Here is a 14,518-nt window from a genome sequence, read left to right on the forward strand (position 1 = left end):
CAAGCTACGTGCGTAGCTAGTGGCCTTAGCTCTTCACCATCTGGCGCAGCACGTACTGCAGGATGCCACCGTGGCGGTAGTACTCCGCCTCACCCGGGGTATCCACGCGTACAACTGCGTCGAACTCAACGGTCTCGCCGCCGTCCTTCGTCGCGGTGACGTGAACGGTAGCCGGGATCTCATCGCCCTCGTTGAAGGCGGTGATGCCGCTGATGGCGAAGGTCTCGGTGCCGTCCAGACCCAGGGAAGCGTGGGACTCGCCCTCCGGGAACTGCAGCGGCAGAACACCCATGCCGATCAGGTTGGAGCGGTGGATACGCTCGAAGGACTCTGCGATCACGGCGCGAACACCAAGCAGGTTGGTGCCCTTTGCAGCCCAGTCACGGGACGAGCCGGTGCCGTACTCCTTGCCGGCGAGAACAACCAGCGGGATGTTCTTCTCGGCGTAGTTCATCGCAGCGTTGTAGATGAAGTCCTGCGGAGCGCCTTCCTTGGTGAAGTCGCGGGTGTATCCACCCTGCTCGTCCACCAGCTCGTTGCGCAGACGGATGTTGGCGAAGGTACCGCGCACCATGACCTCGTGGTTACCACGGCGGGAACCAAAGGAGTTGTAGTCGTGGCGTGCAACTCCGTGTGCATCCAGGTAGTCCGCGGCCGGGGTGCCCGGCTTGATGGAGGAAGCGGGGGAGATGTGGTCCGTGGTCACGGAATCGCCCAGCTTCGCCAGAACGCGTGCACCAGCGATGTCGGTGACTGCCTCCGGCTCCTCCGGCATACCGTTGAAGTACGGTGCCTTGCGGATGTAGGTGGAGTCCTCGTTCCAGTCGAAGGTCTTGCCGGTCGGAATGTCCAGACCCTGCCACTGCTCGTCGCCCTTGAAGACGTCGGCGTAGTCAGCCTCGTACATCTCGCGGGAGATGGTGGAAGCGATGGTGGACTCGATCTCCTCGGTGGACGGCCAAACGTCCTTCAGGAAGACGTCGTTGCCGTTGGCATCCTGACCCAGCGGCTGGGTCTCGAAGTCGAAGTCCATCGTGCCGGCGATCGCGTATGCGATGACCAGCAGCGGAGACGCGAGGTAGTTCATCTTCACGTCCGGGGAAATGCGGCCTTCGAAGTTACGGTTACCGGACAGCACTGCGGTTGCGGTCAGGTCGTACTCGTTGATTGCCTCGGAGATCTCGTTCGGCAGCGGGCCGGAGTTACCGATGCAGGATGCACAGCCGAAGCCAGCCAAGTAGAAGCCGACAGCCTCGAGGTCCTTCCACAGGTCTGCGCGCTCGTAGTAGCCGTCAACAACCTGGGAGCCCGGAGCCATGATGGTCTTGACCCACGGCTTCGCCTTCAGTCCCTTCTCTGCAGCCTTGCGAGCCAACAGGGCAGCGCCGACCATCACCGACGGGTTGGAGGTGTTGGTGCAGGAGGTAATAGCAGCAATTGCTACGGCACCGTGGTCAAGCGTGAACTCGCCACCTTGCGGGGACTCGATGACAACCGGCTTGGATGCGCGGCCCTCAGCGCCAGCAGCGGCAGACTCGCCGTTGCCCGGCCAGGACTGGTTGTATTCCACGGAGTCAACCTTCGGTGCGCGAACCGGCTCGAAGGTCTCGTTGCCCGCGGTGTTGTACTCCGGCAGCTGTTTGCGGAAGGTCTCCTTGGCGTCTGCCAAAAGGATGCGGTCCTGCGGGCGCTTCGGGCCAGCGATGGACGGCACAACGGTGGACAGGTCGAGCTCGAGGTACTCGGAGTACTCAGCTTCAGCAGCGTCCTGCTCCAGCCACATGCCCTGAGCCTTGGCGTATGCCTCGACGCGGTCGATGTCCTCCTGGGAACGGCCGGTGAGGTGGAGGTAGTTGATGGTCTCCTCGTCGATCGGGAAGATCGCACAGGTGGAGCCGAACTCTGGGGACATGTTGCCGATGGTGGCGCGGTTTGCCAGCGGAATCTGCTTGACGCCGTTGCCGTAGAACTCGACGAACTTCTGAACTACGCCGTGCTCACGCAGCATCTCGGTGATAGTGAGCACTACGTCGGTTGCGGTTACGCCGGCCGGGATCTCGCCAGTGAGCTTGAAGCCAACCACGCGCGGGATCAGCATGGACACCGGCTGGCCGAGCATTGCAGCCTCGGCCTCGATGCCGCCGACGCCCCAGCCCAGGATGCCCAGGCCGTTTTCCATGGTGGTGTGGGAGTCCGTACCAATGCAGGTGTCCGGGTACGCCACGCCCTCGTTGTCAAAGACAACGCGGGACAGGTACTCGATGTTTACCTGGTGAACAATGCCGGTTCCCGGCGGGACAACGCGGAAGTTGGAGAAGTTCTCAGCACCCCAGCGCAGGAACTGGTAGCGCTCCTCGTTGCGCTGGTATTCGATCTCTACGTTCTTAGCCTCAGCAGCCTCGGAACCGAATGCCTCGATGATCACAGAGTGGTCGATGACCATTTCAGCCGGGTTCAGCGGGTTAACCTGGTCTGGGTTGCCGCCGAGGGAGGAGACAGCCTCGCGCATGGTGGCAAGGTCAACAACACACGGCACACCGGTGAAGTCCTGCATCAGTACACGTGCAGGGGTGAACTGGATCTCAATGGACGGCTCTGCCGACGGATCCCAGTTCGCGATTGCCTTGATGTGGTCTTCGGTGACGTTCTTGCCGTCCTCGGTGCGCAGCAGGTTCTCACCCAGAACCTTGAGGGAGTAGGGAAGCTTCTCCATGCCTTCTACGGCGTCGAGTGCGAAGTAGTCATACGACTTCCCGCCGACCTCGAGCGTCTTCTTGGCGTTGAAGGAGTTCTTGCTTTCAGCCACAGTGAGCTCCGTTTCTCGTTGATTTGTGGGGTACATGACCCGTGGCGGTCAACCATTAATCATATGCCAGGCGCCACAGTTCTACTGCCATATTAACAGTACGAGCGTTATGTTTTGGTTTTTGGCGTAGGTTATTTACCTATGCGCAGCGCTGACATCGATGTTTCCTCCCTTATTTACCAGCTCCGCGAGGACAATATTGCCCTCGAAGTGGCTAACGAGGGGCTTGAAAAGGATATTGCGGAGGCGTTGCCTGAGAATCACGGGGTCGTTGTTTTGGAGCACACGCCGCCGCATATCCCTAACGTGCGGGACCTGGCGCAAGATCTGGCAAATGAAACGGGTATTGACACCGTCATTGTCCGCACCCCTGACGTTGCCATTGCGGTAAGTAGCTCATTGACTCGTGCCCAGGTAGAGCAGGGGGAGCGGGCGATGGTTGCGCAGCCCGACTATGGGGACGGGCTCAGGGCTTTCTTGTCGACGTCCACGCAAACCCAACCCGCGTGGCTTCCCATCGTCCTTGCCATCGCTTTTGTCGCTGCTGTCGTGGTTGTCGCCTCCTGGCGTGCCGCAAAACGTTCCATCGGGCAGGATGTGTGACAAACTTCACACTATTTCTCGGCGTGTCTAAACGGCCAGCTAGCTGCGTTGGCTAGTCACGTCAAAAGCCTTGACTGCTGTTGCGGTTGGTAAAGAATGTGAAACAAGTTGATCTCGTGACGTATGGTTCTGCTGTCGGCTCGTGAGCCGAAGGTTGTCATACCGTTACCCAATAGCAACATGACGGTGGCACGCTCTAGTCAAGCTGCCATCGCTGACCGATACGGGCATGTGGGGAAGCACGCTACGTAATCGCCACGTTGTTAGGGGGCCGGTTTCGTCCGCCTTCGGCCTGCGTGCCCGCATCAGTAGTCAACTTTGGAATGACCGCGCGTCAAGGCTTAACGCTTGTCAAGACTGGGCCTAGTCAGCCCGTGTGCTCTGGCGTGCGGTGTGAGGAGCACCTTCGTGGGCAACCCATTTTTGAAGGCGAGCGCCGCAGTGGCAGTCACCGCTGCATTGACATTCGCCAGTGCAGCGCACCCCGTGCGCGCAACCGAATCCACCGCGGAGCTTGTCGCCGCTGTTGCGCGCGCCCAAGCAAACGTGGATGTACTCACCCTTGGCCTCGGTGACCTCCAGGAGAGCGTCAACCGTGCACTGGTCGACCTGCGCGATGCTCAGGCACGTGCCGAACAGGCTCGCCGCGGTGTGCAAAACGCGGATGAGCGCCTCAAAGCTTCCGAGGAAGCAGTGGCAAAAGCGCGCGAAGAACTAAGCAACATCACCCGCTCGCAGTACCGCGGCGCAGGGCAGTCCAGCGTGCTCAATACTTTGAGTTCTGGCAGCGGACAACGCGAAGTTCTCGAGCGCTCGCAGTTTTTGAAGCAGCGCTCCAAGGAGAAGCAAGAGGCGCTCGAGGCCGTTGAGCGCGCTCGCATCGAGGCCGCCAACGAAGCGTCCGTGGCACGTGAGGCTGTCAAGCTGGCGGAAGCGGCAGCGGGTGATGCCGCTGACGCTGAGTTCAACGCCCGACAGCTGCTTGAAGATAACGCACAGGCCCTCAACGAGCGCAACGCTGCACTCGCCGAAGCCCAGGCTGCGCTTGATGCGGCTGAGGGGCAATTGGGTGAGGTGCGTCCGGAGGCCGTCGAAAAGCAGGAAGCTCCGATTTACGAGGCGCCTGAGGTTGACCAGGAAATCGTAGACGAAGTCACCGAGCGCGTAGCCGAGATCGCCCCAGAGGCGCCAGCACCGGAGCCCGAGGTCATCGCACAGGCTGTTGCTGCTGCCCAGATTGCTTCGCCTGACAACGCGGTCGAGGAAGCCTCTAACATCGCAGCATCTGCGGCGCTGGTCGGCTCGACACAGACTCCTCACGCAACCTTCGCAGACCCGTACGCGGGTGATACTGCCATGAGCTCCTCTTCTGAGCTTTTGGACATCATCTCCGCCTTCGCCGGCGGCCTGCAAACCGGCTTAGGCGTTTCCGATACTGCGGGTCAAAACGTCTCGGACTCCCTCTCCAAGCTCTTGCCTGCCGTGGAAACAGCCGAATCCATCACCGAAGAAATCCAGCAGGCGGTTGCTCCAGCCAATTCCGGGTCCGTGGAAACCGCGATCGCTCGTGCCATGTCCGTCGTGGGCACGCCGTATGTGTGGGGCGGCGGCGACGCTAACGGCCCGACCACCGGCGTCAATGGCGGCAGCGTCAAAGGCTTCGACTGCTCCGGCCTCGTGCTCTATGCCTTCGCTGGCGCCGGTGTCTCCTTGCCGCACTACACCGGTTACCAGTACCAGCGCGGCACCCAGATCGATCCCAGTCAAGCACAACGAGGCGACCTGCTGTTCTGGGGCCCTGGCGGCTCTCAGCACGTGGCCATCTACCTTGGCGACGGCACCATGATCGAAGCCCCCCAATCGGGCCAAACCGTATCCGTAGTGCCAGTGCGTTGGGCGAACATGTCCCCGAAGGCTGTGCGACTGCTTTAATGCCTACGGGTACGCTGAGTACCCATGGCCTTTCATGACTACGATGCAATCCTCGTATTGTCCTTCGGGGGTCCCGAGGGAGAAGACGAGGTTATTCCATTTTTGGAGAACGTAACGCGCGGCCGTGGCATCCCGCGTGAGCGTCTGGCGAAGGTCGGTGAGCACTACTTTCACTTCGGTGGTGTTAGCCCCATCAACGCCCAAAACCGTGAGCTCATCGCAAATATTGAGACGCAACTTGCAGCCCGCGGCATAGACTTGCCAGTTTATTTTGGGAACCGCAACTGGTACCCGTTTGCAACTGAAACTGCGGAGCAGATGCTTGCCGACGGCCACCGCAACATCCTCGTCTTCGCCACCAGTGCCTGGGGCGGCTACTCCGCGTGCCGCCAATACGACGAAGACATCCAGCGTCTTCGCGAGGTTACCCCGGAGATTAATTACACCAAGCTGTGGCAGTTCTACGGGCACCCTATATTTGTGCAGCTGATCGCCGACAAACTGCGAGCCGCCGTTGCACGCGCCCCTGAAGGTGCGACTGTCCTGTTTACCGCGCACAGCGTGCCGACCGCCGCTGATGCGGCCGCCGGTGGTGCCGAAGACCCACACCTGTATTCGCGCCAAGTCGCTGAGGCTGCGCGGCTCGTGGCCGCACAGGCAGGCGTGAGTGACTACGAGGTGGTGTGGCAATCTCGTTCCGGCAACCCCGCCACCCCGTGGCTAGAGCCCGACGTGGTGGATCGCACTCGCCAACTGCATGCCGAAGGCGTGATGCAGCACCTGATCTGCGTGCCAATCGGGTTTATTACTGACCACATGGAGGTGGTCTGGGACCTCGACACGGAACTGAAGCAGGCGTGTGACGAAATTGGCGTCGGCTTCGAGCGCGTCGGAACCGTTGGTTTGGAGACGCAGTTCGCGTCGATGATTGTGGACTTAATCGAGGCAGTCGCAACCGACGTCAAGCCGGAAACCTTGTCTGCTGTGGACACGTTGGGCTGCACGGTCAATGGCGAGCCCTGCAAGGTGGACTGTTGCGCGCCGGTGCGATCCCCACACGCTGGTCCCGCCCAGGTCAGGACTGTGTAGGTCAGCACCACGCACGACGATAATCAATAACCGCATCCGCAACCCCCGCCATGCGGGCGCTGCGCACGTGGCGCCACAAAGCGAAGAGTTGCGGGTCAAATGAATGGTCGCCCAGTCGGTCGGTCACCGTCTCAATAGTTGCCGCCACCCGGTCTGCACGCGCGAACAGTTTCGCTGCGCGCGGCGTGACCCCGGCGGGAAGTCCTGGGGTGTCGTAGAAATCCGCAAGCGTTCCCACCGTTAATCGCGGATTCGGGAGGTCCTGCCTCGTGCCGCCCGCAGCCTCAATTAGCACCGCGGCCTCATCGGTAGCTCGCGACAACAACTGGTCAGCCTCCCCAGGAGACATCCACTCAGGCTCCGGCAACGCGTCATCCTCCACAAACCACCGCCACTGCACCTGACCTGGCAGATACTCCGGTACTAAAATGTGCTGCGCGTCTAAACCTCGCAACACAATCGCACCGGCCTGCGTGAGCGCAACCATGGCTGGCGAGCCCGCCCGAAGACGCGCCGCCTGGCCGGGGCCCCACAGCACGAGGCGTACGACGGGGTCGGGGGAGGTGAGGTTGGAGTGCGTGCGGACGTCGGCAAGCAACTGCCCAACAGGCGCCCCACCGAAACTGTGCCGACCACCCAAATCGCGCAGCGCATCAAGCGTTTCATCCGTCGACTCAACGCCATACAACCACGCCCCCAACCAGACAGCAGTGTTTTGTAGCGGAGAATAGACTTGAGCGCGCGTGTGCATTCCGGTCAGTCTAGCCAGGCCGATACAATACGGACACACTATGGGAGACAGTCGCTACAGCGGAGATATTTTCAGCGGACATTCGCGCACAAGGCGCCCGACCTACCCGTCAGTGCCAGCCGAGCCAGGAATCATTGTGGAAATCGTGGGCAACGATTTCGTCGGCGCCGTCGTTGGATTTGAACGCACCTATGACGGCGACTTCATCCGGCTGGAAGACCGCTACGGTACCCAGCGCCTCTTCAAAATGCTGCCAGGCGCCTTCATGGTCGAAGGCCAGCGCGTAACCCTGACGAGGTACGTGCCCAAGCGTGACAATGGCCCGGCGCGCTCCAACTCCGGCTCACGCAAAGTGGCAAACGTCCAAGCAAAAGTGGCCCAGCCGAGCCGCATCTGGGTAGAAGGTATTCACGACGCCGCGATCGTTGAGAAGGTGTGGGGCCACGACCTACGCGTCGAAGGTGTTGTGGTGGAATACCTCGAAGGCTTGGACAACCTGCCGGAGAGACTCGCCGAGTTCCAGCCGGGGCCGGGCCGGCGTATCGGCGTACTGGCAGACCACCTGATCGAAGGCACCAAAGAATCGCGCCTGGTCGAGGACGTCGGGCCGCACGTGCTTGTTACCGGCCACCCCTACATTGACATCTGGGCAGCCGTGAAACCCGCAAGCGTAGGAATCGCCGCCTGGCCTGAGGTGCCCTACGGCGAAGACTGGAAAACCGGTACCTGCCAGCGCCTCGGCTGGTCCGACACGAAGGAAGGCTGGCACCGCGTGTACTCCTCAGTCAATACCTTCCGCGACCTGGACTACACCTTGATCGGAGCCGTCGAGCGGCTCGTGGATTTTGTGACCAATCCTGAGCTAAGCAAAACAGATATGTAGCATGGCCGCCATGGGTCCATTGATATGGTTCGCGGCAGCCGTGGTGCTTGCCATCCTTGAAGTTTTTGTTGGCGAAATGACCCTGCTCATGATCGCCGCCGGCGCGCTGACAACAGCGGGTTTCTCACTGATCGGCATCCCGCCTGCTGCTGAAGTTGCCATCTTTGCTGCATCCTCCGCCGCCTTTTGGTTGTTCCTGCGCCCGTACTTGCGGCGTCGTTTGGAATCGCCGAAGGCATACGACGAATCACCTCGCGCACTCGTCGGCTCACGTGCCGAGGTGGTTAAAGACATCACCCCAGTGGGGGGACAGGTGCGTTTCGACGGCAGCATCTGGTCCGCCCGCGCCCTCGACCCAGGGGAGACCTATACGGTGGGTGACGTAGTAACTGTCTCTGCAATTGATGGCCCAGTCGCGGTCGTCTGGAAGGACTAGAGCATGCCAGGTCTGTTTCTATTTGGCGTCATCCTCATCCTTGTGGTGTCGCTGCTTTTTGCATCCGTAAAGCTGATCCCGCAGGGCGAAGCCGCTGTAGTTGAGCGTTTAGGCCGCTACACACGCACCGTCTCTGGTGGATTGACGCTTCTGGTGCCCTACATTGACCGAATCCGTGCGCGTGTTGATACGCGTGAGCGCGTGGTCTCGTTCCCACCGCAGGCGGTGATCACGCAGGATAACCTGACCGTGGCAATTGACACGGTGGTGACATTCCAGATCAATGATCCCGCTAAGGCGATTTATGGCGTTGACAACTACCTGGTTGGCGTAGAGCAGATTTCTGTGGCTACGCTGCGCGACGTTGTTGGTGGTATGACGCTGGAGGAGACGCTGACGTCTCGCGAGACTATCAACCGCCGCCTGCGCGGTGAGCTGGATGCGGCAACCGCCAAGTGGGGTTTGCGCATCAGCCGTGTGGAGCTGAAGGCGATTGATCCGCCACCGTCCATCCAGCAGTCCATGGAGATGCAGATGAAGGCGGACCGCGAAAAGCGTGCCATGATCCTGACTGCTGAAGGTAAGCGTGAGTCCGACATCAAGACCGCTGAGGGGGAGAAGCAGGCACGCATCCTGTCTGCGGAGGGCGAGAAGCACGCCGCCATCCTGAACGCGGAGGCCGAGCGCCAGGCCATGATCCTGCGAGCCGAGGGTGAGCGTGCCGCGAAGTACCTTGAGGCTCAAGGTGAGGCACGTGCGATTCAGAAGGTTAACGCCGCTATTAAATCTTCCGGCGTGACCCCTGAGCTGCTGGCATACCAGTATCTGGAGAACCTGCCGAAGATTGCGAACAACGAGGCGGCGACCATGTGGATGATCCCGTCCCAGTTTGGCAACTCGCTGGAACAGTTTGCTAAGGCCTTTGCCAACAAGGACGACGACGGCGTGTTCCGCTACGAGGCGCAGCGCGTTGACCAAGACACCAAGGACCTGGCATCCGAGGGGGATACGGATCAGTGGTTTGACACTTCGACTGACCCGGAGCTGGCTCGTGCACTGGCGGAGGCGCGTGCGGTTGCGAACAAGCACGTCGACGAGCCGGATCCGACGCAGCACCGTGCGCCGGAGACACCTATCGTAAACCCGCTGGAAATCGAGCGACCTAGCGACCTTCCTCAGCCCGAGTAATCAGGTTCAGCGCTAGACGCCATCCCGCCTGTTCCGCTTGCCACCCTGCGGCCTGGAGACGCTGACTCATCGCCTGTTTGGAGATGCCCAGCTCCTGGGCCGCTCCGTTTTGGTTCATGCCGCGGCGCACTAGGGCAGTGGCCTCCCGGCCCTCAAGGGTGCGTTTCTGTAGAACATGGCCTACAAGCGCGAACGCTGCAGCGATGTCTTCGGCGGCGGTACCCGGGTTGCGGGTATCTACGCCAACTTTCACCTGTGCTGGGCGCGTGCCCACGGCCTCCGTTGCGGCATGCACACCACGCCCGTGTGAGGTAATGCCTAGGCCAATGGCCCAGTCACCGTCCGAAAGCAGGGCCATCACCAAGTTCAGCGCATGCTCAGGCGTATCAACGTCCGCGCGAATATCCTCAACGCCCACCACCTCAAATTCCGCTACCCCCGGCAGCGACGACAGCGCTTCGGCTGAGCGCGCGACGTATTCGCCGCGTCGCCGCTCGCGGCCCCGATACCTTGCATGTACGCCAATCACGCCAGCAATCCTAGCGTGAAAGTATTAGCGGTCTACCTTGGGGGCTTGACGGATGGGTTGGGGGAGGTTGGCGTCGAGAAGCAAACCGAAAAGCCCTACGACGGTAAGTGCCACGGTTGCGACGATGACGGTGGGGCTGGCGTGGCCGCTGAGGGTGTCGCCAAGCAGGACCGTGACAATCGTGCCGGGCAGGGAGCCTGCAAACGTGGCTGCCGCAAACGGCACAACGGGAACGCGGGTCAGCGCGCACGCGTAGTTCATGATGCTGAACGGGACAAATGCGACCATGCGCAGGCTTGCCACCGCCAGCCAGCCGCGGGACTCTAGGCGGGCGTTGATGCGCTCCACCGAAGGGTGAGTCAGCCGAGGTGCGACAAAATCACGAAGCGTATACCGCACAACCAGCAGCGTGATGACCGCGGCAACCGTTGTCGCGCTAATGGCGATCACAATGCCCAACACGGGACCAAACAAGAGGCCAGACGACACCGTCAAAATCGTGCGCGGAATCGGAAACAGCGTGATGCCAACGTAAAGCAGCCAAAAGACCACCGGGAACCAAACACCGGTGGTCTCCGCCCATGAGCGGAGGGTGGAGGGCGTCGGGACGTCGAAAAGCCACCAGCCCAATGCAAACACGATCAGTGCCGCAATGAGGAGTAGCTGGCGATGCTTCACACAACCTCCCATACGAAAAACACCCCGCAACATGCGCAGGGTGATAATTGTGCCCGGAGGGGGACTTGAACCCCCACGTCCGTTAATAGGACACTAGCACCTCAAGCTAGCGCGTCTGCCATTCCGCCACCCGGGCTTTGGGTGTTTCGACCTTTTTCGGCCAGGCACTCGCATAACTATAGGTCCGCTCTACGCCCCGGCCAAATCGCCAGCACAACGGGCTATATCTGCTAAATTTGCCCGTGTGTTACCACCGCCTAAAAGAATGATGACGTACCGCTGGCTCGTCCCTCCGCAGCCACCGGCGAACGACACTCAACATCTCACGCCTAGCTCGTGGACCGCAGGCCGTCGCGTGGTTAGCGACATGTTGTTTGCCTACCCGGGCGTATTGACGTTGCATGTTTTGAGTTATCTCATCGGCTCCGGCATCGGGGCGTTTGTTCCCGTCGTGGTGGGCAAGATTGTGGACGGCCTTCTCGGTGATGCTGCCTTTGACGCTTGGTGGCTGTTTGGGGTGCTTATCGCGATCTTCTTTGTGCAATTTCTTGGCGAGGCCACCGGCGACGGCGTTTCCGCAGCGTCCGTGGGTCGCGTGCGTCACTTGGCGCAGCAAAACTTGACGTTGGGTGTGATGCGCAACGGGACGGGCTCGATGAGTCCCGGCACGGTGCTCAACACCATCGACGCTGACTCCAGCACGATTGCGACCTACCGCGAGTCACTTTCGTTTCCGCTCATGGCGCTTGGGTACTCCACGGGTGCAGTGGTGGCGATGTGGAACGTTTCGCCGTGGATTTCATTGGCCGTGCCGGTGTCCATTGTGGATATTGCGCTGTTTTCGGCATGGACGTCACGTCCGATTACTCGGATTTCGCTAAAACGACGCGCTGCGGAGGCAGACGTTGCGGGTCTTGCTACCGACGTTGCGCAGGGGATTCGTGCTGTGAAGGGGCTTGGCGCTGCTACCGCAGTTACGGGCCGATTTAGCACCTCCACGCAGCGGGCCCGCGGACTGAATCTGCGCTTTTTGGTTGTGGATGCGTGGTTAAGCTTTGCGCGTCAGGCTGTCGCGTGGGTGTGCAATGCGTTAATCATTGTCTTTGCTGTCCGACTGACGTTGCGAGGCGAGATCACTCCAGGCCAGATGGCTTCCGTGGCGCTTTTGCTGCCGCCAGCGTTGAATATGGCGGGCTTCGCGTTCGGCGACTTGGCTGGCGGATGGGGTCGCGCAGTAGCCAGCGGCCAGCGCGTATCTGAGCTGTATAACGCGAGTGAAACGTCGACTGTGCTCGATGCGGGTGTTGCGGTCGAGGTGCCGGGCCCTGGACTGTGGGTGCTACCGCCTGATCAGGAATCGTATGACGTGGCCACGCAGTGGGCCAACCGCGAAGGCGTGTTGTTCCCGCCGCACACCGTCAACATCTTCGAGGGAACGATTGAAGACAACGTGAATCCGCGCGGAGAGTACTCGGACACGGCGGTGAAGGAGGCGCTTGCGGCGGCGCACTGCCAGGACATTTTGCGTCGCCTCGGCGGGATCGGGGCGGCCGGCGAATTGCCAACCGCACCGCTTGGCGAGGCTGGTTTGAACCTCTCCGGTGGCCAACGCCAACGCGTCGCTCTCGCCCGCGCCCTAGCGGCCAACCCGGATGTGCTGATTCTCGACGACCCGACGACGGGTCTGGATTCCGTCACCCAAGCCAACGTGGTCGATGCGGTCAAAGCTTTGCGCGCAGGCGCAACAACTGTCGTGATAACTGGCAACGCCACGTGGGCTGCGGCAGGTCAAACGTGGGAGGTACAGTAAATGCAGCGTGAATATGAGCGCACTGATGCGGTTGCTCCGGCAACTGTTACAAAGACCTTCGCTTACCTGTCGCAGCTTCCGAATGCGTTGAGTCGGCGCTGGTGGGTGTTGTTGTTGAGCATCCAGCTGTTGATTGTTTCTGCCTATGCGATGCAGGCGAATCTTTTTGGCCGAAGTGTTGATCCTCTGACTGGCACGCCTGTGCCGTTCCTTGGCACTGGTAATCGCGCGTTTGTGGTGACGATAGCGCTTGCCATGGCATGCATGTTGGTCGACGTGGCGTTGCGGATGTTGAGCTTCTACATCGTTGGCTCAAAGGTTGCGCGGGCATCGGTGGACCTGAGGCGTCGCTGTTTGGATGCGGTGCTACGTGCGCCGGTGCCGCGGGTGATGGAGCTGGGGACCGGCAACGTGATTACCCGCATGACCAAAGACATTGACGAGGTTGTTCGGATCATCACGGCTATCGGTTCGCGCGTATTGACCACGGTGTTTGTGTTCCCAATCTCGTGCGTTGGGCTTTTGCTTATCGACGTCCGCTTTGCCCTCATCCTCATCATCCTCATCATTTGTGCTTACCCGTTTGCCCGCGAAATCATTCGGAGCATCCCGGCTGCCTCGAATGCGGTGAGTGTCGCTGAGGCGAAAAGGAACGCAGCGTTGCTTGATACGGTCCGCGGGCTGCCTACGCTGCGTGCGTTTGGATTGCAGAACTGGGCGCTTGGGCGAATGCGTCGGGCATCGTGGGCAGCGGTTGAGGCGACGATGGATCGCGTGCCCTGGTTTATCCGACTTATGGGGTTGGGCCAGTTTGTGTTCGCCGCGTGGCTGCTTATAACGCTTGGGGTGAGCGCATGGTTGGTTGCTGGTGGTTCAATTAGTCCTGGTCAGGCAAGTGCCGCGGTGTTCTTGGTAGTGCGCGCAGAGGCGGTGGTGTTCAATGCCCTGTTTTTCGTCGGAGAGCTGCAAAGCGCGGCTACGTCTGTCGGACGTGCGGTGAGTTTGGCTACGTTGGCAGACGGTCGTGAGGCAGCGGCGCTGCCTGAAGATCTGCACTCGGTGGTTGATGTTGAAGTGGATAACGTCTCGTTTGCCTACCCGGGCGGCGCGAACGTGTTGGACAGCCTCAGTGTCACGTTGGCTGCGGGTACAACGACGGCGCTGGTCGGTACTTCTGGTGCGGGCAAGTCGACACTGGCTGCGCTGATTGCGGGTCTTGTGGAGCCGACCGCGGGCCGCATCCGCGTGGGCGACGTGGATACAACCCAGGTCAGCGACTTGTGGACGGCCAAGAACGTGACACTCATGACCCAAGACGTACACATTTTCGCGGGTACGCTGCGCGAGGATCTAGCAATGGCCGATGAGACCGCGTCAGACGCAGACCTGTTGGATGCTCTCAAGCGCGCTGGTTTGGATCCCGAAAGCACCCAGTTTGCGCGTGTGTTCCCGCAGGGGCTGAACACCCTGGTTGGTGCCGGTGCCGAGGATCTGCCGCCGGAAACGGCTCAGCAGGTGGCGTTGGCGCGCGTTGCACTTGCGAAGCCGAAGGTGCTGATCTTGGATGAAGCCACCGCAGAGGCAGGAAGTGATGACACTAACGCCTTGGAAGCTGCCGCCGCGGCGATTACCAAGGGAACTACGGCACTGGTTGTGGCGCACCGCTTGGATCAAGCTGCGGCTGCGGACCGCATTTTGGTTATGGACGAAGGCCGGATTATTGAGGACGGCACCCACGCTGAGCTCTTGAACCTAGATGGGAGATATGCGCAACTGTTTGCAGCGTGGAGTGGCGAAGGTCACTAAGTCTCGG

Annotated in this window: 12 protein-coding genes and 1 tRNA gene; 8 read left to right on the forward strand and 5 right to left on the reverse strand. The window is 60.7% G+C overall.

The window, feature by feature from the left end; all coding sequences use genetic code 11:
* Positions 1–25: 25 nt before the first annotated feature.
* Entirely contained in the window at positions 26–2,806 is a 2,781-nt protein-coding gene (acnA, locus tag HMPREF3101_RS02035) for an aconitate hydratase AcnA (protein WP_210386147.1), read from the reverse strand.
* 141 nt (positions 2,807–2,947) lie between these two features.
* Between acnA and HMPREF3101_RS02040 the strand changes: the two genes are divergently transcribed.
* The 3 genes from HMPREF3101_RS02040 to HMPREF3101_RS02050 all read left to right on the forward strand — a co-directional run bounded on the left by HMPREF3101_RS02040 (position 2,948) and on the right by HMPREF3101_RS02050 (position 6,430).
* The gene (locus HMPREF3101_RS02040; RefSeq protein ID WP_070462248.1) at positions 2,948–3,409 is read left to right on the forward strand and encodes an Rv1476 family membrane protein; all 462 of its coding nucleotides are present in this window, start codon (positions 2,948–2,950) and stop codon (positions 3,407–3,409) included.
* 408 nt (positions 3,410–3,817) lie between these two features.
* Positions 3,818–5,341 carry an NlpC/P60 family protein gene (locus HMPREF3101_RS02045; RefSeq protein ID WP_246816604.1) on the forward strand — a complete coding sequence of 508 codons (1,524 nt, stop codon included), beginning with the start codon at positions 3,818–3,820 and terminating at the stop codon, positions 5,339–5,341.
* 24 nt (positions 5,342–5,365) lie between these two features.
* Positions 5,366–6,430 carry a ferrochelatase gene (locus HMPREF3101_RS02050; RefSeq protein ID WP_070462249.1) on the forward strand — a complete coding sequence of 355 codons (1,065 nt, stop codon included), beginning with the start codon at positions 5,366–5,368 and terminating at the stop codon, positions 6,428–6,430.
* 1 nt (position 6,431) lies between these two features.
* Here the strand turns inward: HMPREF3101_RS02050 and HMPREF3101_RS02055 are convergent, their stop codons facing one another.
* Positions 6,432–7,181, reverse strand: coding sequence for a hypothetical protein (locus HMPREF3101_RS02055; RefSeq protein ID WP_070462250.1), 750 nt, complete (start codon positions 7,179–7,181; stop codon positions 6,432–6,434).
* A gap of 40 nt (positions 7,182–7,221) precedes the next feature.
* Here HMPREF3101_RS02055 and HMPREF3101_RS02060 point away from each other — a divergent pair, with 40 nt between their 5' ends.
* Genes HMPREF3101_RS02060 through HMPREF3101_RS02070 form a run of 3 tightly spaced genes read left to right on the forward strand, consistent with a single transcriptional unit; the run spans position 7,222 to position 9,688 of the window.
* On the forward strand, positions 7,222–8,064 hold the full coding sequence (locus tag HMPREF3101_RS02060) for a DUF3097 domain-containing protein (RefSeq protein WP_070462251.1): 843 nt from the start codon (positions 7,222–7,224) through the stop codon (positions 8,062–8,064).
* A gap of 10 nt (positions 8,065–8,074) precedes the next feature.
* Positions 8,075–8,500, forward strand: a complete 426-nt coding sequence (locus HMPREF3101_RS02065; protein ID WP_083280041.1) for an NfeD family protein — start codon at positions 8,075–8,077, stop codon at positions 8,498–8,500.
* Positions 8,501–8,503: 3 nt separating this feature from the next.
* On the forward strand, positions 8,504–9,688 hold the full coding sequence (locus tag HMPREF3101_RS02070; RefSeq protein ID WP_070462253.1) for an SPFH domain-containing protein: 1,185 nt from the start codon (positions 8,504–8,506) through the stop codon (positions 9,686–9,688).
* Here HMPREF3101_RS02070 and HMPREF3101_RS02075 read toward each other — a convergent pair.
* The 3 genes from HMPREF3101_RS02075 to HMPREF3101_RS02085 form a co-directional block, all read right to left on the reverse strand.
* On the reverse strand, positions 9,663–10,217 hold the full coding sequence (locus HMPREF3101_RS02075) for a MarR family transcriptional regulator (RefSeq protein WP_070462254.1): 555 nt from the start codon (positions 10,215–10,217) through the stop codon (positions 9,663–9,665). The genes HMPREF3101_RS02070 and HMPREF3101_RS02075 overlap by 26 nt on opposite strands.
* A 24-nt stretch (positions 10,218–10,241) precedes the next feature.
* Complete coding sequence (locus HMPREF3101_RS02080; protein ID WP_246816605.1) at positions 10,242–10,895, reverse strand: TVP38/TMEM64 family protein; 654 nt, start codon at positions 10,893–10,895, stop codon at positions 10,242–10,244.
* 50 nt (positions 10,896–10,945) lie between these two features.
* Positions 10,946–11,031: transfer RNA gene (locus tag HMPREF3101_RS02085), tRNA-Leu, on the reverse strand.
* Between the two features lie 132 nt (positions 11,032–11,163).
* Between HMPREF3101_RS02085 and HMPREF3101_RS02090 the strand changes: the two genes are divergently transcribed.
* Both HMPREF3101_RS02090 and HMPREF3101_RS12550 read left to right on the forward strand, forming a co-directional pair.
* Positions 11,164–12,705: an ABC transporter transmembrane domain-containing protein gene (locus HMPREF3101_RS02090; RefSeq protein ID WP_371327059.1), complete on the forward strand. Its 1,542-nt coding sequence runs from the start codon at positions 11,164–11,166 to the stop codon at positions 12,703–12,705.
* Positions 12,706–14,511 carry an ABC transporter ATP-binding protein gene (locus tag HMPREF3101_RS12550; protein ID WP_070462256.1) on the forward strand — a complete coding sequence of 602 codons (1,806 nt, stop codon included), beginning with the start codon at positions 12,706–12,708 and terminating at the stop codon, positions 14,509–14,511. It abuts the gene before it with no gap.
* The last annotated feature ends 7 nt before the right edge of the window (positions 14,512–14,518 follow it).

The organism is Corynebacterium sp. HMSC29G08 (assembly GCF_001806875.1).
Taxonomy (GTDB): domain Bacteria; phylum Actinomycetota; class Actinomycetes; order Mycobacteriales; family Mycobacteriaceae; genus Corynebacterium.